13 protein-coding genes and 3 pseudogenes are annotated in these 17,956 nt (G+C 70.3%); 12 read left to right on the top strand and 4 right to left on the bottom strand.

Annotation, left to right across the window (positions count from 1 at the left end; all coding sequences use genetic code 11):
• Positions 1-148: 148 nt before the first annotated feature.
• Positions 149-2,728, top strand: a complete 2,580-nt coding sequence (locus ACIRD8_RS19300) for a DUF262 domain-containing protein (protein ID WP_403992632.1) — start codon at positions 149-151, stop codon at positions 2,726-2,728.
• A gap of 184 nt (positions 2,729-2,912) precedes the next feature.
• On the opposite strand, the pseudogene ACIRD8_RS19295 reads toward ACIRD8_RS19300, so the two are convergent.
• The 4 genes and pseudogenes from ACIRD8_RS19295 to ACIRD8_RS19280 all read right to left on the bottom strand — a co-directional run.
• Positions 2,913-3,107 (bottom strand): annotated as a pseudogene (locus tag ACIRD8_RS19295) (transposase family protein); the annotation flags it as partial.
• An 80-nt stretch (positions 3,108-3,187) separates the two neighbouring features.
• Positions 3,188-4,374 (bottom strand): annotated as a pseudogene (locus ACIRD8_RS19290) (dihydrofolate reductase family protein).
• A 29-nt stretch (positions 4,375-4,403) separates the two neighbouring features.
• Positions 4,404-5,477: a DNA-binding protein gene (locus tag ACIRD8_RS19285; protein ID WP_403992861.1), complete on the bottom strand. Its 1,074-nt coding sequence runs from the start codon at positions 5,475-5,477 to the stop codon at positions 4,404-4,406.
• A gap of 135 nt (positions 5,478-5,612) precedes the next feature.
• Positions 5,613-5,831 (bottom strand): annotated as a pseudogene (locus tag ACIRD8_RS19280) (helix-turn-helix domain-containing protein); the annotation flags it as partial.
• Between the two features lie 317 nt (positions 5,832-6,148).
• On the opposite strand from ACIRD8_RS19280, the gene ACIRD8_RS19275 reads away from it, so the two are divergent.
• The 11 genes from ACIRD8_RS19275 to ACIRD8_RS19225 all read left to right on the top strand — a co-directional run bounded on the left by ACIRD8_RS19275 (position 6,149) and on the right by ACIRD8_RS19225 (position 17,822).
• Positions 6,149-6,730: a hypothetical protein gene (locus ACIRD8_RS19275; protein ID WP_403992629.1), complete on the top strand. Its 582-nt coding sequence runs from the start codon at positions 6,149-6,151 to the stop codon at positions 6,728-6,730.
• A gap of 234 nt (positions 6,731-6,964) precedes the next feature.
• Positions 6,965-7,192 (top strand): DUF6302 family protein, encoded by a 228-nt coding sequence (locus tag ACIRD8_RS19270; protein ID WP_403992626.1) that lies wholly within the window; start codon positions 6,965-6,967, stop codon positions 7,190-7,192.
• Positions 7,193-7,236: 44 nt separating this feature from the next.
• Positions 7,237-7,440, top strand: coding sequence for a DUF5999 family protein (locus tag ACIRD8_RS19265; RefSeq protein ID WP_403992623.1), 204 nt, complete (start codon positions 7,237-7,239; stop codon positions 7,438-7,440).
• Positions 7,437-8,090: a hypothetical protein gene (locus ACIRD8_RS19260; protein WP_403992620.1), complete on the top strand. Its 654-nt coding sequence runs from the start codon at positions 7,437-7,439 to the stop codon at positions 8,088-8,090. The genes ACIRD8_RS19265 and ACIRD8_RS19260 overlap by 4 nt, the downstream gene beginning before the upstream one ends.
• 188 nt (positions 8,091-8,278) lie before the next feature.
• The gene (locus ACIRD8_RS19255; RefSeq protein WP_028444064.1) at positions 8,279-8,458 is read left to right on the top strand and encodes an FxLD family lanthipeptide; all 180 of its coding nucleotides are present in this window, start codon (positions 8,279-8,281) and stop codon (positions 8,456-8,458) included.
• Between the two features lie 109 nt (positions 8,459-8,567).
• The gene (locus ACIRD8_RS19250; protein WP_403992617.1) at positions 8,568-11,663 is read left to right on the top strand and encodes a lantibiotic dehydratase; all 3,096 of its coding nucleotides are present in this window, start codon (positions 8,568-8,570) and stop codon (positions 11,661-11,663) included.
• Positions 11,660-12,925 carry a lanthionine synthetase C family protein gene (locus tag ACIRD8_RS19245; RefSeq protein WP_403992614.1) on the top strand — a complete coding sequence of 422 codons (1,266 nt, stop codon included), beginning with the start codon at positions 11,660-11,662 and terminating at the stop codon, positions 12,923-12,925. Before ACIRD8_RS19250 ends, ACIRD8_RS19245 begins: the two co-directional genes overlap by 4 nt.
• A 21-nt stretch (positions 12,926-12,946) precedes the next feature.
• Positions 12,947-15,016, top strand: coding sequence for a methyltransferase, FxLD system (gene fxlM, locus ACIRD8_RS19240; RefSeq protein WP_403992611.1), 2,070 nt, complete (start codon positions 12,947-12,949; stop codon positions 15,014-15,016).
• A gap of 90 nt (positions 15,017-15,106) precedes the next feature.
• Positions 15,107-16,243 carry a hypothetical protein gene (locus ACIRD8_RS19235; protein ID WP_403992608.1) on the top strand — a complete coding sequence of 379 codons (1,137 nt, stop codon included), beginning with the start codon at positions 15,107-15,109 and terminating at the stop codon, positions 16,241-16,243.
• Positions 16,244-16,430: 187 nt separating this feature from the next.
• Positions 16,431-16,940, top strand: coding sequence for a topology modulation protein (locus ACIRD8_RS19230; RefSeq protein ID WP_403992605.1), 510 nt, complete (start codon positions 16,431-16,433; stop codon positions 16,938-16,940).
• 24 nt (positions 16,941-16,964) lie between these two features.
• Positions 16,965-17,822, top strand: a complete 858-nt coding sequence (locus ACIRD8_RS19225) for a class I SAM-dependent methyltransferase (protein WP_403992602.1) — start codon at positions 16,965-16,967, stop codon at positions 17,820-17,822.
• Positions 17,823-17,956 lie beyond the last annotated feature (134 nt).

Below are 17,956 nucleotides of genomic sequence, written 5' to 3'. Positions count from 1 at the left end.
TTCGTCGCCGCTCCCACGTCTCGTTGCCCGATCTCGATCGTTTTGCGGAAGAGCGTTGGTGGCACGCCCTATTGTCGGTCTTCCAGGCACCACTGTGCGGGGCGTATGGGTGTGGGGTCGCGGGAATCCAAGGGGAGCGGGTACCACTGTGCAGGCCAAAGAGACGCTGTTCGCCGACCTCGTGCAGGGGCGGGCTCAACAGTTCCAGGTGCCGCTCTACCAGCGGACGTACTCCTGGACAGAGAAGCAGTTGGCTCAGCTGTGGAGCGACATCCTCGATCAGGTGGACCTGCTGGAGACCGGGGAGAATGCGAGCGCGCACTTCCTCGGCTCCGTGGTGCTTGCCCCGTCCCCGCAAAACGAGGCGACGTTCCCTCGCTGGCTGGTGGTCGACGGCCAGCAGCGGCTGACCACGATCTCCCTCGCACTCGCCGCCATCCGGGACCATCTCGCCCAGAGCCGGCCGGACGAGGCCGAGCGGATTGACGAGGAATACCTGATCAACAAGCGGAAGAACGAGAACGACCGGTTCCGTCTCCTGCCCACCCAGGCCGACCGGCCGAACTACGCCGCGCACATCCGAGGCACCCACGAGGGGCAGGCGGCGGGGGACAACGTTTCTGTCGCCTACCGCTTCTTCCGCCGCAAGCTCGTCGAGGCGGAGGACCCCGCCGACCCGCAGGACGTCCTCCGGATCGAGCAGGCGATCACCTCCCGGCTCACCCTGGTCGCGGTGACCGCCGAGGCCGGTGACAACGTCCACCGCATCTTCGAGTCCCTCAACAACACCGGTCTCAAGCTCAGCCAAGCCGACCTGCTGCGCAACTACCTCTTCATGCGGTTGCCGACCCGTGGCGAACTGGTCTACGAGACGTACTGGCTGCCGCTCCAGGCAAGCCTGAGCAACAAAGAGCTCGAACAGCTCATGTGGCTGCAGCTCGTGCTTGACGGCGACGACCGGGTCCGCCGCCAGGACCTGTACGCGGCTCAGCAGCACCGTTTCGAGCAGACCGAGGTCAGGGAAGCGGACATCGAGGCGTACGTGAAAGAACTGCACCGGCGGTCCATGCACTTCCGTAAGGTGGTCCGCCCCGACGAGGAGGGCGATTCGGCTGTCCGTGCCCACCTTCGCCGACTCGACGCCTGGGAGGCCGCGGCCACGTACCCGGCGCTGATGCTGCTGCTCGACCGTCGCGAACGTGGAGAGACCGACTCGGCGGAGACGGCCCGCGCCTTGTCGTACATCGAGAGCTTTTTGGTACGCCGCACCGTGTGTCGCGTACCGCCAAACAACCTCAACCGGATCTTCCAGTCGGTTCCCGCCCAGCTTCCGCTGGACGTCGCCGTCGCCGACGGGCTGCGTCAGCTCCTCTCCGCCAGCAACCGCTACTGGCCCGACGACGACGAACTGCGCGAGAAGTTCAGGACCGCGCCCTTCTACCTGTACGGCCGGCCGGAGCAGCGCAAACTGGTCCTCCAGCGGCTGGAGGAGAGCTACGACCACCCCGAGCCTGTGGACTTCGCCGCCGCGAAACTCTCCATCGAGCACGTCCTGCCGCAGTCGGCGGGCGATGACTGGCTCCAAGTTCTCGCCGAGGACGCCATCGACGGCGAGACCCCACAGGACGTGCACGCCCGACTCCAGCACACCTTGGGCAACCTGACCCTCACCGCTCAGAACTCCGAGCTCTCCAACCACCCCTTCGACCGCAAGCAGGACCTGCTGCACAGCAGCCACCTGGAGATGAACCGCCGCATCGCCGCCACCGACCGCTGGGGCGCCCGCGAGATCGGCGCCCGTGCCGACGAGTTGGCCGAGCGGGCGCTCGCGCTGTGGCCGTCCCCGCTGCGCGGGGTGGGCCGAGCCCAGCGGAGCCGCGACTGGCAGCTCGTCCACCAGGTCCTCGCCGCCCTGCCGCACGGCACCTGGACCTCGTACGGCGACCTCGCCGCGTACATCGGCTCCGGCGCCCAGGCGGTGGGCAACCACCTCGCCCAGACCGCAGGCGTCGTGCAGGCCTACCGCGTCCTCAACGCGGAGGGCCGGATCGCCGACGGCTTCCGCTGGGCCGGCCCGCAGCCGGAGGGCGAGGACGTACGGGCGCGACTGAGCGCCGACGGTATCCACTTCACCCAGACCGGGGCCGCGGACCCCGCGCAACGCTTGACCAGCACCGACCTGGCACTGCTGCTGGCCGATCCCGACCAGGAGCAGTCTTCGGAGGGCGCGGTGGCGGCGGGGCGCGACGGAGCGGAGCCAGAGGAGGAAACCCGGGCCGAGCGGTTCTTCCGCCAGCTCGCCGCGGACGATACCCCCGAGACCGTGGGCGCGGTGCGTACTCTCCTCGCCCGGTGGGAGGAGCTGGGCGGCTGGGTCGGCTATGGGGCCGGCCAAGTCACTACCAGCGCCTTCCTGATGCTGGGTGCGGCAGGTCTCCCCGGCGCCGGGATCTGGCCGCTGGTGCTCTACCCCGGTGGTGGACGCGGCGGTTCGGCGGAGGTGGTCTTCCAGTACCTCGCCACCCGCGAGCCCTTCACCGACCGCCTGCTGCGCGCGGAGCTCCTCGGCCGCGTCAACGGTTTGGACGGCGTCGACATCCCGGAGGGGAAGCTGGACTTGCGTCCCAACTTCCGGTTGGCCTTGCTGGAGAAGGACGGGAACCGCGACGCGCTCGCTGAGACTCTGACCTGGTTCCGGGACCGCTGGATCGGCCGGGACGTGTCCTGAGCTCCGACTTCGGCACCGGGACTGGTGGGCGCGCATGTTGATGTGCTGAGTATTCAGGCTGAGATGCGGAGCTCTATCACTCAGCATTCCCTGCGTTGCCTCTCCAGGGTGAGGACGGCCTTGGCGATTGACGTCATGCGGTTGGGCCTGATTCGGAAGCTGCGGGAGACGCGCCAGGACGGATCTTGAGCAGGCCGGAGGCCTGCGCGGCCAGGAGGCCGATCACCGCGGTGGTGTAGGCGTGTGTCGTGCCGACCGAGATCTCGACGCCAGCGGCTACCTGAGTCGGGGTGTCGTGCTTACGCAGGTGCACCAGAGCGACGAGCGCGCGTTGGTGCGGCGAGAGCTTGCAGCGGCGATCACCCTCGCGGGCGACGATGGGGGCTTAATTAACCCCGATCTCGAATGACCGTCAAAGCAGATCAAGCCCAGACCCTGGAGGTTCTCTGAATCCGAGGATCAGAGGAGGTGCCGGTTCGGCGCTTGTGCTGCGTTTGCGTACTCAGGCAGTGCAAGAACTGTGACGCCGGCGTCTTCGAGGGTCTCGGTGCCATCGGCGCCGACGACGAACGTATCGGGTTCGCTCCATGCGGTGACGACGCGGCGGAGGCCCACGTTGCGGATGAGCTGGGCGCAGGGGCGAGGTCGGGATGCCCGTCTGGCGCAGGGCTCCAGGGAGCTGTAGATCGTGGCGGTGGCGAGCCGGGTGTCCTCGGCGGGCAGCTTGGCGAGGGCCCCTTCCTCTGCGTGGTCGTGGGGGTCGCTTTCACGGGAGTAGCCGCGGGCGAGCTCGGTCCCGTCGGCCGCGACGATGACCGCCCCCACGCTGAAGGCGGTCTCCGAAGGTGGGCAGAGGGCGGCCAGCTCACAGGCGAGGGTGAGCCAGTTCCGGTCTGCGATGTTGGGCTCGCGGCCGGTGCCGGGGGCGCCGGCTGAAGAGGTGATGCTCATCGGGGCTCCGTCGAGGTGTCCTTGGGGGCGTACCTCAGGAGTACCACGTCATCGATCTGGCGGGACTCGAGGAGCCGGAGCCGGGCGGCGGGGCCGCCAGGGTAGCTCGCGGGGCCGAACATTCTTACCGCATCGAATTGGCCGACCAAGAGCGGGGCGATGACGAGTTGGAGTTCGTCGGCAAGAGCTGCTTCGAGGAGCTGTGTGTGAACGGTGCCACCGCCTTCGACCATGAGCCGCTTGACGGCGTATTCGTCGCCGAGGATGTCGAGCGCGGCCGGCCATACGGCCTCGGCGGGGACGCTCTGAACGGTAGCCAGGTCGCCGAGGTTGGCGCGAGCATTCGCGGTGGCCTCGTGGCCCACGGCCAGGACGAGCTTGTCTCCGCCGTGGTGCCAGAACTTCCAGCCGGGGTCGAGGTTGCCCGTTCCTGTGATGGTGACCTTCAGCGGGTACTCCGGCTTTCCTGCGGCGACCCGGGACGCCCTGCGTTCCGCCGAGTTGACGAGGAGGCGGGGGTTGTCGGCGCGGAGTGTGCCGGCGCCGACAAGGATCGCGTCGACACTGGCTCGTACGGAGTCGACGCGCTCGAAGTCCTCCTTGTTGGAGAGCAGGAGCCGGTCCTCGCCCGGGCGGGTGTCGAGGTGACCGTCGATCGATACAGCTGCGGACAACAGGACGTACGGGCGGGGCACGGTATCTCCAGGCGGTGTGCGCGGGTGAGTCAGGCAGGATGCAGAACGATTCGGTCGAGTGAGGCTCGGAACTCGGCGACGCCGTCCTCGCCGGTTGCGGGGGCCAGTGCCTGGTCGAGCCGGTCGAGCTGTCCGAAGATGCGCGCGGATCCGGTCTCGGCGGCGATCCCGACGGCCTGCCCGCCGATTCGGGCAGCGAGGGTTACGTTGCCTGTGCCCGCGTGGGCACGTGCAGCGCGAGCGAGGTAGACACCGCGGTCCCGGCGATATGCGGGCGGGAGCACTGTGAGGGCGCTGTCGAAGCCTGCTGCGGCCTGCTCATACTCGCCGAGTGCGGCGAGGGAGCGGGCTCGGGCGGTGCTGATGTACGCCGTATCGAGCCAGGAACCCCAGACGCCATCGGAGCCCGCGCGAACGAGAAGAGCAAGCGCGGTGTCGTACGCCCTGTGGGCTTCACCGCCTTCACCGAGTACGGCGTGCGCGTGGGCCTCGTGCAGAACGGCGATGACTTCGAGGCGGCTCCCGGGTCGGGCGGTGCGTCGGGCGGCTGCGGCGAGGCCGAGAGCGTCGGCAGGATGACCGGTGTCGACAGCGAGCTGGGCCTTACGGCCGAGGATGTACGCGGTGAGATCGGTGTCGCCGGTGATGTGGGAAGCGTCCAGTGCTTTCGCGGTGTGGCCGTGGGCGGTGCGCTCGTCGCCGATGTCCTGGGCGAACCAGCCTGCCAGCTCTTCGTATCGCGTCTCCAAGGCGAGAAGCTCGACGGCGTCGGTGCCACGAGCGGATCGACGTCTTGTGGCGAGGGAGACGAGGTGTTGTTGCAAGGCGGGCAACACGTGCCGGGGGCCGATGAGGTTGTCGGTCTGGATCATGACCCGGCGGAGTTGCGCGAAGTGCTCGAAGGGAGACCCCATGTCGGCGAGTTCGGTGGCAGCCGCCGGCGTCGCGGCCGGCATGGCTGTCGCAGCCAGGCCGGCGATCCCTGATGCGAGAACAACGCGGCGGGGCACGGGCACGAAGAGGATCCTTCCGTGGATGCGGGCGGGGACGGCGACCGTGTCCGTGGCGTCTCCAAGCGAGCCTGCCCGCACGACTGCGTTCATGGCCAGGGTCTCCGGGGCGCTGGCCCCATGGCCCCGGGTACTGGCCCCATGAGTCGCTGTCCCGGCTCTGGACACCGGGACAGAGCAATCCTGGGGGGCCTCGCGCTCCGCGCTGTCCCAGCCACGAACCAATGCACCGGCGGCATCGAGGATGTCGTCGAGAGTGATGGCCGCATGTTTCGGGACGGGACGTTCAGCGCGCTCGAAACGCCCGAGATGTGAACGGTCGATCAACGCCCTGCGAGCCAGAGCCTGCTGCGACAGCAGACGGGCCTCGCGGAACTGGCGTAGCTCGTAACCCCAGCGGTGCCATGGGCCGGCGTCCGGAGTCAGCTCGTTCGGCTGCTGCCCCACGCTTCCTCCTCCACCGTGGACTTTCGTTCACCCGCGGTCGATGTCAGCGACAGGGGCGGCTCTCCATGGGGCCTGCGGAGCCAGCGTGTGAGGCTCCATCTAGGGCCTGCCCACCGGGGCTCCGTACCGCTTTCATCGTCGGTACGAGCTGATCACACGGTATCCGAACGGCGCCTGGCACGGACCTGATTCACGTCAGTGGCGAACGTAGTGGTCGGTCGGACCGAACGCATGGCGCAACCGTCGGATGAGCCCTGCGCGGGCTGAGCGCGATCTAGGGGAAGGCGACCATGAAGACACGTAGAAGCCTGGGCGACATGATCGCCGTCTCCAGTCCACGGATCAGCCTGATGGGATCCCGGGACCGAACGGACACCGACACTGCTCGAACCCAGGAGTGGCACCGCGAACCCGCCCCGCTGGAGCGTCCGGCGCGCAGGGGCGAGCTCGTCCGGCTCCGTCAGCAGTTCCGTCGCGAGGCGACCGAAAGGTGCGACCGCCGCTCCGGTGATCGCCGTCTCCGGGTGTTGGCGTACAGCTTGGTGCTTAGCAGGAGTGCCAGGCCGGATGAGGACTGGAACACCCTCCAGACCGAGGCTGAGCAGCGTGGCTACGCAATGGGAGCGAGGTTTCACGACGTAGCCGTTCCCGTGACCACGACGTGCCTCCCCGGCTCGGGTGCCGGCTGTGGCGTCTACACGCCGCCCTGGAAGCGCCCAGGCTGGGGGGAGGTCGAGCGACTGATCCGAGGCGGCTTCGCGGACGGCGTGATCGTCCTCGACCGGCACAACATCAGCTCCGATGACGACGAGTATCGCGCTGTGATCAAGGAGCTGGGTGAGCGGTACCAGGCATTCATTCACCTCGTGATCCCCGAGGAGCTGTCCGGTCCGACTTGAAGGCGACCGTTGCGGTGGATGGATGCGAAGGGCTGGGGCTGGAGACAGGCCAGCGCTCAGGTTCTCCTCGTCGTCACCGTGTTCGCAGTGCTCGTCACCGTCTACCAATCCGCCTGATCGGAGGGCCGTTTTGACGTTCGAGGGATACACCAACCAGGCAACACATTTCCTGCCGCTCCGTGAGGTGGGACTCGACCTTTGCATCGTGCCTGCAGGTGACCCGCAGGGCGCGGCATGACCGCGATTAAAGAGACCTGCGCGTGCAGTGGTCGTCTCACCCGGATCCCTGCTTCGTTGTCGAGTGGGGGAGAGAGACCACTCACGCTCGAGGGCGACCGCACTGCCACCACCCTGGGGTGCTTCTACGGCTACAGCGAAGCAGCCATAGCGGCCTTCATGGGGCGGTGCCACAAGTCCCCCTCTTCGGCCGTGCCCGAACCGTGTTCCCCCACGGCACCGTAGCTGGCCGAAGAGGGCCCAACTTCCCACCCGAGAGGACGAGCACCATGTGTGCGCACAACCCGCCGTGCCCCACGGCCATGGCTCCCGACAAGGAGGCCGCGCGACCCGTCGCGCACCGCCCTGAGCAGGGCTGGAGCCTGCTGTGCAACGGAGTGCTTGTCTTCGAGGACACCGGAGAACTCCTCCCTGACGGCCGTATCGTCGCCCCCCACCGGCCGCTCGCGCTCACGGTCGGAAGCGCGGCATGACGATCACCGCAGCCGACCTGGTCGTTCCGTACATCACCGCCCGTGAAGGCGAAGAGGCGGACTCCCTCCTCAACCTGAACGTACGCATCGGTCCTGACCGGCGTCCGCGGCTCGGGTACAAGGACGAGGCAGGGCCCGACCGAGATCTCCGCGGCGTGCTGTGGGCCCGGTACTCCATGTCACTCGGCTGCGCGGGACAGCCCACCGGGAACCCGAGGTGGCGGCTGGTGCACCCGCTCCGCCAGCGCATCACGATGGCGCTCCTGCGCTGCCAGGTGTGCACGGTCCCGCTGAAGCCTAGCGACGGCATCCTCTTCGTAGAGACGGCCGACGACGGCGACGACCACACCGGGCCGGTGAAGACCGCGCAGCCGCCGGTGTGTCTGGAGCACGCCCGGATGGCGGCCCGGCGGTGCCCCCGGCTCAGGAGCAAGGGACACGTCGCCCTGCTGGCCACGCGGTTCCCGCTCTACGGCGTCATCGGCACCCCGTACCAGTACACCGCCGACGGCATCCAGCCCCTCGCCGCCTCGGACGCTCCCCTGCCCTACAACCACCCCCAGATCGGCTGGTTCCTCGCCTCTCAGCTCGTACGCGAACTGCGGGACTACGAGGTCGTCAGCCTGGACGATCTTGTGCCCGCCGCATAGACGGCTGCTCGACGGTCCTGGGCAAAGGACCGGACCGTCGAGCAGCACCCCAGAGCTTCCCGGCCCGACCATCGGACCGGGATGGCCAGAACCTGAACCCATGGCGTAGCCCCGTCGCTACGCCACGGTCCTCAGTGCGCTGGCAAGCACCACCTGTCCTACACACCAACGAATCACCTGGAGTTGTTATGACGCGAATCGTCACCAAGAGCACCACCCAGGTCCAGGAGCCGACGGCCGGCGGCCAGTCGGACGGGTTCGACTTGAACGTCTCCCTGCTGGAGGTGTCCGACGCGGCCGGGCTGACCGTTCTGACCGACGACGGGTGCGGCAGCTCCTGCGGTGCCTGCGTCACCTTCACCGACTGACCTGACCGTCTGAACCCGGTCATCAGGTCATGAACCGCGGTCGGTGCTGTCGCGCTACTTGGCGCGTCGGCGCCGACCGCCCCTCCAGACGCACGAAGGGACACGTCACGTGGCTATACCCCCAGCGTTCAAGGCGGGCGCGACCGCCCTGGTGCGCGCAGCCGCTCGACCGTCGGTGACCCAGCTTCCCCTACCGGACTTCGACGACCGGTCCTTCCGAGCCGAGGAGTTGGAGGAGGTCACCACCGGACGCCTCGCCTGGATTCGCAGCATCTGGCACGACCCGGGCATCGCACAGGCCTTCCGCCATGCCAGCCCGGTTCTCGCCGCCGAAGTCGAGGCCCTGGAGAGTGCTAACTCCCCTTCTACCCGCGAAGTCCGCCGCGTTGGAGTGTCGGTGGCGCGCTACCTCCTGCGCGCGCTGCACCGGCCCACACCGTTCGGACTGTTCGCCGGAGTCACCACGGCCACCTTCGACGCCGAGCCCCACTCCCGCTGGGGCCAGAACCACGTGGTCATGGCCCGCGCCGGTGCGGAGTGGGTGGGGAGGCTGATCGAGCAGTTAGAAAGGAGCGGAGAGCTGCTGCCGCTGCTGTCGGTCGTCGTCAACAACACCACCTTCGAGCGCGACGGCAGTCTCGTCGTCCCCTACCAGGACGACGGGCCGACTCGTCAGCGGCGAGCGGTCGAGGCGTCCGTCGAGCTGTCGGCGCCGGTCCGGCTTATCCTCCGCGCGGCTGACGCGCCGATCCGGATCGGGGAACTCGCCGAGAAGCTGATGGTCGAGTTCCCGGCCGTGGCCCCGGAGCGCGTCAAGCGGCTCCTCGCGGGCCTGGTGCGGCGGCGCGTGCTGATCACCAACCTCCACGCGCCGGCGACCGAGACCGACGCGCTCGGTCACCTCGTCACCCAGCTCGACGCGGTCCGTGCCGAGGATATCCGTCTCCTGGCACCCGTCATCCGGGAGCTGCGCGCCGTCCACGCCGGGCTGGAGCAGTGCGGCACCACAGAGGGCCGGGACGCCGTAGCGACCCGGATGCGCGATCTGGTGCCGGGCCTCCGCCGGCACCCGCTCGCCCTGGACCTGTGCCTGGACGCCACCGTGGTGCTCCCCGATCTGGTCGCCCGCGAGGTCGAGCGCGCCGCCACGATCCTCACCCGTCTCTGCGCCCGCCCGTACGGTACCGAGCCGTGGAACGCGTACCACCAGCGGTTCTACGAGCGGTTCGGCGTCGGCACCATGGTGCCGCTTATGGAAGTTGTCGCAGACAGTGGCGTCGGCTACCCGGACGGGTACCCGGGCAGGCCGACCGGCGAAGGCCGCCGGCGCCTGTCGCCGCGGGACGACGTGCTGCTCCGCCTCGCCCAGGCCGCGGCGCTCGACGGGTGCGACGAGGTCGTGCTGACCGACGAGATCGTGGCCGCCCTGGACCGAGGCCCGCAGGAGCCGCGGATACCGTCCCACCTGGAGGTGGGCGTGCGGCTGCACGCGGCCAGCCTCGCCGAAGTCCGCCGTGGGCGGTTCACCGTGGAGTTGACCAGCGTGTCACGCGGAGCCGGGGTTACCGCCGGACGCTTCCTCAGCGTCCTCCCGGCCACACAACGCGAATGCCTGCGCGCGGAGTTGGCTGACCTACCCACGGCTGACGAGGGCACGGTGGCGGCGCAGCTTTCCTTCCCCGCGCTGCTGCCCGACACCGCCCACGTCACCCGAACCCCGCGCGTGCTGCCGTTGGTGATCAGCCTGCAAGAGCACCGCGCCCCCGACACCGCAGTGCTCTCGCCGACGGATCTGGCGGTGGCGTGCGACGGGCGCCGGATGTACCTGGCGGCTCCGGGCCGCGGGCTGCGCGTCGAGGCCGTCGGCATGCATGCACTGAACCTTGCCGAGCACACCCCGCCCCTGGCGCGGTTGATCACCGAGGTGTCCCGGGCACAGAACGCCCAGGTCACCCGGTTCGACTGGGGCGCCGCCGCAGCAATGCCGTTCCTCCCCCGCCTGCGGTACGGCCGCATCGTGCTGGTCGCGGCCCGCTGGAGGTTGGAGGCCGTCGACCTCCCCAACCGCCATCGTCCCGGGGCGGACTGGGACGCGGCGCTGTCCGGCTGGCGGGAGCGCCGGCGCCTGCCGCAGCACGTGCACCTCGTCCAGGGCGACCGGCGCCTGCCGCTCGACCTCGATGAGGCCGGCCACCGGAGCCTGCTGCGCCAGCAGCTCGACCGCGCCGGTACGGCGCTGCTGACGGAAGCCGCTCCTCCCGGGGCGGACGGCTGGAGCGGGGGCCGGGCCCACGAGATCGCGGTCCCCCTCAAAGCGGTCCGGCCTCTGGCCTGGCCTGCGCTGCCCTCGCCGACCACCGCCCGCGCGCTGTCCCCAGCCCAGATCCAGACGCCGGCCGCCTCGCCGGTGCTCCTCGTGGCCCTGTACGGCGACCCGCGGCGTCAAGACGCCCTGCTGACCCGGCACGTGCCCGACCTGATGCGGCGCCTAGGCTCTCCTCCCTGGTGGTACGTCCGCTTCCGCGACCCCCAGCAGCACCTTCGCCTGCGGATCGCGCTGCCCGACCCGGACGACTTCGCCGACACTACCCACACGGTCAGCGCCTGGGCCGACGAACTGCGGACCGCGGGGCTGCTGGCAGACCTGCGGTACCCCACCTCCTACCGCGAGACGGGCCGGTGGGGCTCCGGACCGGCATGGGACGCGGCCGAGGCCGTGTTCCGCGCGGACTCCCTGGCCACGGTGGCGCAGCTCGCCCAGCCCGTCCGGCCCGCGCAGCGCACGCTCGTGGCCGCGCACTTCTTCGCCATCGCCTCCGCCCTCCTCGGCGGCCCGGACGCCGGCGCGCGCTGGCTGATCGACCACATCGAGCCGACCTCGCCGAACCCGGTACCCCGCTCGCAGTTCACCGACGCCGTGCGGCTGGCAGACCCGCGCGGTGACTGGGCGGCCCTTCGGTCAGCGCCCGGCGGCGCCGCGATCGTGGACGCCTGGGCCGAGCGCACCGCTGCGCTCGCCGCGTACGGGCCGCACCTGTCCGGCCCGCACGCCGACGGCATCGCCGTGGACGGCGTGCTGACCTCCCTACTGCACGTCCACTTCGTGCGGCATGTCGCGGTGGACTTCCCTGAGGAAGAGGTCTGCCTGTACCTGGCCCGCGCCGCCGCCCTGGCCTTCACCGCCCGCGCCGGGAGGCGACCGTGACCCACACAGCAGCCGCGGTGGCCGCCGCCATCGCCGACCGGCTCGCCCACCCCGACCAGGCGCCGACGGCGGCCACTGACGACGCCAACCGGCAGCACCTCGCCTACGGCCCGACAGGCATCGCCCTGTTGCACATCGAACGCGCCGCGGCCGGGCTTGCCCCCTGGCAGCGCGCCCACGACTGGCTGGCCGCCTCGACCCGCGAGCCCTTCACCAGCGGCCCGGACAGCCACCCCTTCTACGGCGCCCCGGCGCTCGCCCATGCCGTGGCGTGCGCCGCCGACCAGCTTCCGGACTCCTACCGGCGCGGCCTCGATGTGCTGGACCGGCAGGTGACGGCAGACGCCCGGCGGCGCCTTGACGCCGCGCACCGCCGGATCGAAGCCGGGCAGCTTCCGGCACTCGCCGAGTTCGACGCCATCCGGGGCCTGACCGGGTACGGCGCCTACCTGCTGCGCCGCGACCCTGCGGGCCCGGTGACCCGGGCCGTTCTCGACTACTGCGTGCGTCTGACCGACCCGGTCACCGACAGCGGCGAACGCCTGCCGGGCTGGTGGGTACCGACCGGGCCGTCCGGCAGGCCGGACGACCGCTTCCCCGGTGGGCACGCCAACCACGGCATGGCGCACGGCGTCGGCGCGGTCCTCGCGCTGCTGGCGCTTGCCGCCCGCCGCGGCACCACCGTCACTGGCCACCATCAGGCGATGCGCACCATCCTGGCCTGGCTGGAGCGGTGGAAGGTGCCCACCGGGCGCGGCACGGCCTGGCCGTACTGGATCACCCGCGAGGAACTGCGCAGCGGGCGGCCCGCGGCCTCGGCACCGCGGCGGCCGAGCTGGTGCTATGGCACCGCGGGCTTGGCCCGTGCCCAGCAGCTCGCCGCGCTCGCTCTCGGCGACAGCGACCTCCAGGCCGAGGCCGAGGCCGCCCTGCTGGACGCGCTGAGCGACCGCGTGCAGCTTCGCGTCACCACGGACAGCGGCCTGTGCCACGGCTTCGCCGGTCTGATCCACATCGCGGCGCGTGCCGCCGCCGACGCCGACCGGGCCACCGTCCTCCAGCTCCGCGCCATCATCCCCGCCCTTCTCACCATGCTGGTCCCGCCCGGCACCGCCCCGGACGACGCCGCTGCCCTGTTGCTGAAGGACGCGGCGGGCGCCGGGCTCCTCGACGGTGCCGCCGGAACCGCGCTGGGACTGACCACCGCAGACAGCGCGGAGCCGCCCCGCACCGCCTGGGACGCCTGCCTGCTCACCGCCTGAACCCGACCGAAGGACTTCTCGATGTGTCCCGACCGCTGGCAGCAGCACAACATCACCTTCCCCGACCGGGACACCGGACGACGGGCTGTCACGGAACGCCTCGCCCCCGTTCTGCTCGCCGCCGAGGCCGACGGGCAGCTCAGCGGCTGGTGGTTCATGAACAAGCAGCCCTGGCGCCTTCGGTACGTTGCCGACCAGCCGTCACCGACCGTGCTGACTCTGCTGGACGAGTGGGGGGCCGACGGCACCGCGCAGTCCTGCACGGCCGGGAACTACGAGCCGGAGACCGACGCGTTCGGCGGTGCGGACGCCATGACAGCCGCGCACGCCCTCTTCCACGAGGACAGCCGCCACCTGCTCACCTATCCCGTCAAGGACGGGCACCTGGGGCGGCGCGAGACCGCCATCCTGCTGATGAGCAGCCTGATGCGTGCCTCGGGTCTCGACTGGTTCGAGCAGGGCGACGTGTGGGCGAAGGTCTCCGCACTGCGCCCCGGTACCGGCACGCCCGGGTCCCCGCGCCTTACCTCGGCAATGCGGACCCTGATGACCACCGAAGCCCGCAGCCTGTGCCGCGAGCGCGGGCCGCTGGACGGCCACAGCGACTGGGTCGCCGCCTTCGAGCGTGTCGGCACCACGCTCGCCTACCTTGCCGCCCAGGGCGACCTGACCCGCGGACTGCGCGCCGTCATCGCGCACCACGCCATCTTCCACGCCAACCGTGCCGGTCTGCCGTCCGCCGACCAGCACACCCTGTTCAACATCGCACGAGAGGCAATCATGAGTTCGAGTGAAAACACCGCGTCAGCAACAGAATCAGGCTTTGCGGCCCATAGCGTCAGCACGGTGAACACCGACACACTCACCGCCCCTGGGGCCAATGCCGAACAGCTCCGCAACGCCCTGGTCGACCAGATCAAGGCCGACGGCCACGCCCGCACCCCCGCGGTCGAAGCCGCCCTGCGCACCGTGCCCCGGCACCTGTTCGTCCCTGACACCTCGCTGGCCGACGCCTACGACAACAGCCCGGTCAACGTGAAGTACGACCCCGAGGGCACCTCGATCTCCTGCGCCTCCCAGCCAGCCGTCGTCGCCCTCATGCTGGACCAGCTCGAAGCCCAGCCGGGCGAGCACATCCTCGAACTCGGCGCCGGCACCGGCTACAACGCCGCCCTGATCGGCCACCTCGTCGGCCCGAGCGGACACGTCACCACCATCGACGTCGATGACGACCTGGTCGAAGGCGCCCGAGCCCACCTCGCCGCCGCTGGAGCCACCAACGTCGAGGCCCTGACGCGCGACGGCGCCCTCGGCCACGCCGAAGGCGCCCCGTACGACCGGATCATCGCCACCGTCGGCGCGCACGGCATCCCCCACGCCTGGCTCGACCAGCTCGCCGAGGGCGGCCGACTCGTCACCCCGCAGCGACTCACGGGCAGCGTCTCGCGCTCCATCATCTACGTGGCGCGCGAAGGCCGGTGGCATTCGGTCGGCTCGGAGATGAACACCTTCATGCCGCTGCGCCGGGGCATCGCCGACGACGACCGCCGCGCCGTGCCGCTCAGCACGGACGGCGCCGTGCGCCTCCAGGCCCCGGCCGGCCTGGCGCTCGACGCCGACGCCCTTGCCGGTGTCCTTGACCAGCCGCGCGTCGAGGAGTGGACCGGGATGACGGTCCGCGCGGGGGAGTCCCCGGAATGGATGGAGCTGTTCGTCTCCTGCGTCCTGCCATCCGGGCTGATCCGGATGCTCTTCCCTCAGTCCGTCAAGGGAACGGTGCTGACCGATGACCCCTACCCCTCGGCCACGGCCGCCGTCGAGAAGGGCGCCGTCACCTATCTCGCACGGCGTCCCTCGGAGCAGAAGACCCCCGAGGGCGACAAGCTCTGGGAGTTCGGCGTCATCGGCCACGGCCCCGGGAGCGACGAGCTGGCCGCCAAGGTCGCCGAGGCCGTCCGCGCCTGGGACCGCGAGTACCGCGGCCGGGTCGCCACCTTCGAGATCCTGCCGCTCGACGCGCCCGCGGACGAGCAGCCCGGTGTCTTCGTCCTCGGCACCCCGCTGAACCGCGTCCGCGTCACCTGGCAGTAGCTGATCCGCCTGCGTGGTGCCCGCCGACCGGCCGGCGGGCACCACGCGGCCCTTCCCCGCTCCTCGTCGTCTTCATCCCCGGGGGACCTCATGGACCTGAACGGACCCATAGCCCAGCGCTTTCCGCTCATCTACCGATTCCGACCCGCGTGCCTGCCCTTGCCCCGGCGCGTGCACGGCTTGGCCGAACTCGCCGACGCCGCAGCCGCAAAGGCTGACCAGGGCCTCGCCTCGGCCGTCTACAACCAGGCCGCCCTCATCGCCTCCGACCTAGGGCTGCCCGACCTCGCGCGGAAGATGTGCCACCAGCACGCCGCCGCCTACCTCCACGCCACCCCCCTGCCCGGCATGACCGCGATCCGCGCCCTCGAACCCGTGGTGAACCTCGCCCGCCTCCAGATCCGCGCGGGCGCCGCCGACGACGGGCGCCACCGTCTGCTGCACCTCTTCGACGCCGTCACCAAAGGCACCAGCGCTCAGTTCGAGGGGGTCCACGTCCCGGCCGACCTCACCCTCACCGACAGCGACCGCCACGAGGTGCGCACCTGGCTGTGGAAGGTAGTCCTGGCCGACGGCACCCGCACCCTGACCACAGCCGGCCGCTGGGCGGAGGCGCTGGCCCACATCGAGGAACACCGGGGCATCGGGCAGCGCATGCTGGACGGCCGCCAGGTCGCCGTCCTGGCCGCACTCAGCCACACCCCCACCGACGCCGCAGCGCTCATCACCATGACCACACCCGGAGAACGCTGGGAGAACGCCGTCACCGGTTGCCTCGACGTGATGTGCAAAAAGGCCCTTCGCGGCCCGGCCGTACCCCTCCTCGACACGCTGGTCGAGGACTACGTCGAGCACCAATCCGTCCAGGGCATGACCGTCTTCGACACGCGCCTCGGCCTGACGATCCTGGACCTGCTGGAGCCGCACCAGGAAGACGCAGCGCACCGGATGGTTGCAGAGCTCCACCGCCGGGCCGCCGTGGCGACCGACGGCTATGCCGCCCGCGAGTGCCTGGCTGACCACCGGTTCACCAGCCTCGCCGAGCCGCGCCAGGTCGAGGCGGCCCGACGGCTTGTCCGTGCATGCGCACTGGGGAGCGGCAGCCTCCCCGAGCCCTGGCTCGTAAGGATGACAAAGGCGTTGCGGGGCAGCGACGAGGTGATCCGCGCCAGCGTCGGGCGCACCCACCCTCAGCAGGAGGGACTAGCGCACAGGGTCCAGGTGTAATGCCTGGGCAGCCGGAGCAGCCCACCCTGCACGGCGTCGAGCACCAGGGGAGCCAGGGCGCGTGGCGACGCTCATCGTCGGTAGAGGGTTCTCTGAGCGACGAACTGAACAGGTAGGAGAGAGGCCAGACACAACACGGCCCGCGACTTGGCTCGCCGATCACCTCAACTCTCCACGCTGGAGCACCATGAGGAAGGTCGCCATCGTCGGCTGCGGAGGCAGTGGCAAGTCCCACGTGGCCCGCGAGCTGGGCAGGATCCTCGACGCCCCGGTGACGCACCTGGACGCCGCGTTCTACGACGACGAGTGGAACGCGTTGCCCATGGACAAGTTCACCGACGTGCAGCGCGAGCTGGTCGCGCAGCCGCGGTGGGTGATCGACGGCAACTACAACTCGACGCTGCAGGTACGGCTCGAAGCCTGCAACACGGTGATCCTGATGGACGTGTCGACCGTGGCTGCCCTGTACGGGATCTTCTCCCGGCAGCTCCGGCACGGGGCCGGGCACAAGGGCAACGGAGTGCACAACCGCATCCATTGGGGCGTGATCAAGTACGTCGCCACGTACCGGCGCAAGATGCGACCCCGCGTGATGGCGAAGATCGAGGAGTTCGACGCCGGCGTCGACGTGGTGCTGCTGGCCAACCGGCGCCAGACGCTCCGCTGGCTGCGGAAGGTGGCCGCCGAGCAGTCCTGACCGGTCCGCGCCCCCTGTCAGGGGGTGCGGCATGAACGAGCCCAACCCGTTCCTGGACCCCGCCCGGCAGTCGGAGTTGTACGGACACGCCTCGCGGCTGGCCGGGCGGACCAGCGCCCTGATGCGCGCCAAGACCGCCGGATACCCGGTGCCCGAGACGATCGTCAGCCTGGTGCAGACCCACCATGCCCGGCCCGACCGGCTCGGCGTGGTGCTGACATCGGCTGCGGTCGCGGCACGAGCAGCCTCGTCATCGCCGAGCAACTCCGACCCCAGCGCGTCACGGGCCTGGACGCCGCCCCTTCCTTGCTCGCCAAGGCGCGCGAGCGCGCCAAGGACCTGCCCGACAGCACGGTGGAGTTCGTCGAAGGCGACTTCCACGACCTCCCTCTGCCCGAGGGGTCGAGCGATGTCGTCGTCGCGGCGCTCTGCCTCTACCACTCACCGCGCCCCGAGGACGTCGTCGGGCAGATCGCCAGGGCCCTCGCCCCCGGTGGTGTGGCCGTGCTCGTCATCAAGGGCCTTGACAGCTACCGGGAGATGGACCAGCTGGTCGCCTCCGCCGGTCTCGATCCGCGTGCCGCCCAGCACGAGAGCCTCTACACCGCAGCCCACAGCGGCAACCTCGCCGTGGTGGCTGCCTCCTCACTCGACGTGATCGCCGTCCTGGACGAGGAGCACGTCTTCACCTTCGATGGCCACGACCACACGGCGCAGTACCTGGCCACCAATCCCAAGTGTGACCTGGCGCCCGGCTTGTACGGCAACCCCGGGGCCTTGGCGGCGACCCTGCACGAGTTCCTTCCCGACCAGCCGCTGACCACCCGGTCCCGGATCACCTTCGTCGTCGCTCAGCCGAAGGAAGGAGGTGAGCTGGCATGAGCCCCGCCTCGTTCACCAAACGCTACGCGGAACCGGAGCGCGCGGCGGGGGCGGTGCGCCACTACCGGTGGCTCACCGCGCACGCCAAACCGCTGCGGCAGCCGGCCCTCCACACCGCCGGACCGCAGTCCCTG

Origin of the sequence: Streptomyces sp. NPDC102451 (assembly GCF_044765485.1) — a bacterium.
Lineage (GTDB): Bacteria > Actinomycetota > Actinomycetes > Streptomycetales > Streptomycetaceae > Streptomyces.
This window is presented reverse-complemented; position numbering and strand designations above follow the sequence as displayed.

What these genes read in the sequence shown, in the direction of transcription:
- ACIRD8_RS19285 (WP_403992861.1), bottom strand. Translation starts at nt 5,477, where the DNA reads ATGAACGCAGTCGTGCGGGCAGGCTCGCTTGGAGACGCCACGGACACG.
- ACIRD8_RS19275 (WP_403992629.1), top strand. Translation starts at nt 6,149, where the DNA reads ATGATCGCCGTCTCCAGTCCACGGATCAGCCTGATGGGATCCCGGGAC.
- ACIRD8_RS19270 (WP_403992626.1), top strand. Translation starts at nt 6,965, where the DNA reads ATGACCGCGATTAAAGAGACCTGCGCGTGCAGTGGTCGTCTCACCCGG.
- ACIRD8_RS19265 (WP_403992623.1), top strand. Translation starts at nt 7,237, where the DNA reads ATGTGTGCGCACAACCCGCCGTGCCCCACGGCCATGGCTCCCGACAAG.
- ACIRD8_RS19260 (WP_403992620.1), top strand. Translation starts at nt 7,437, where the DNA reads ATGACGATCACCGCAGCCGACCTGGTCGTTCCGTACATCACCGCCCGT.
- ACIRD8_RS19255 (WP_028444064.1), top strand. Translation starts at nt 8,279, where the DNA reads ATGACGCGAATCGTCACCAAGAGCACCACCCAGGTCCAGGAGCCGACG.
- fxlM (WP_403992611.1), top strand. Translation starts at nt 12,947, where the DNA reads ATGTGTCCCGACCGCTGGCAGCAGCACAACATCACCTTCCCCGACCGG.
- ACIRD8_RS19235 (WP_403992608.1), top strand. Translation starts at nt 15,107, where the DNA reads ATGGACCTGAACGGACCCATAGCCCAGCGCTTTCCGCTCATCTACCGA.
- ACIRD8_RS19230 (WP_403992605.1), top strand. Translation starts at nt 16,431, where the DNA reads ATGAGGAAGGTCGCCATCGTCGGCTGCGGAGGCAGTGGCAAGTCCCAC.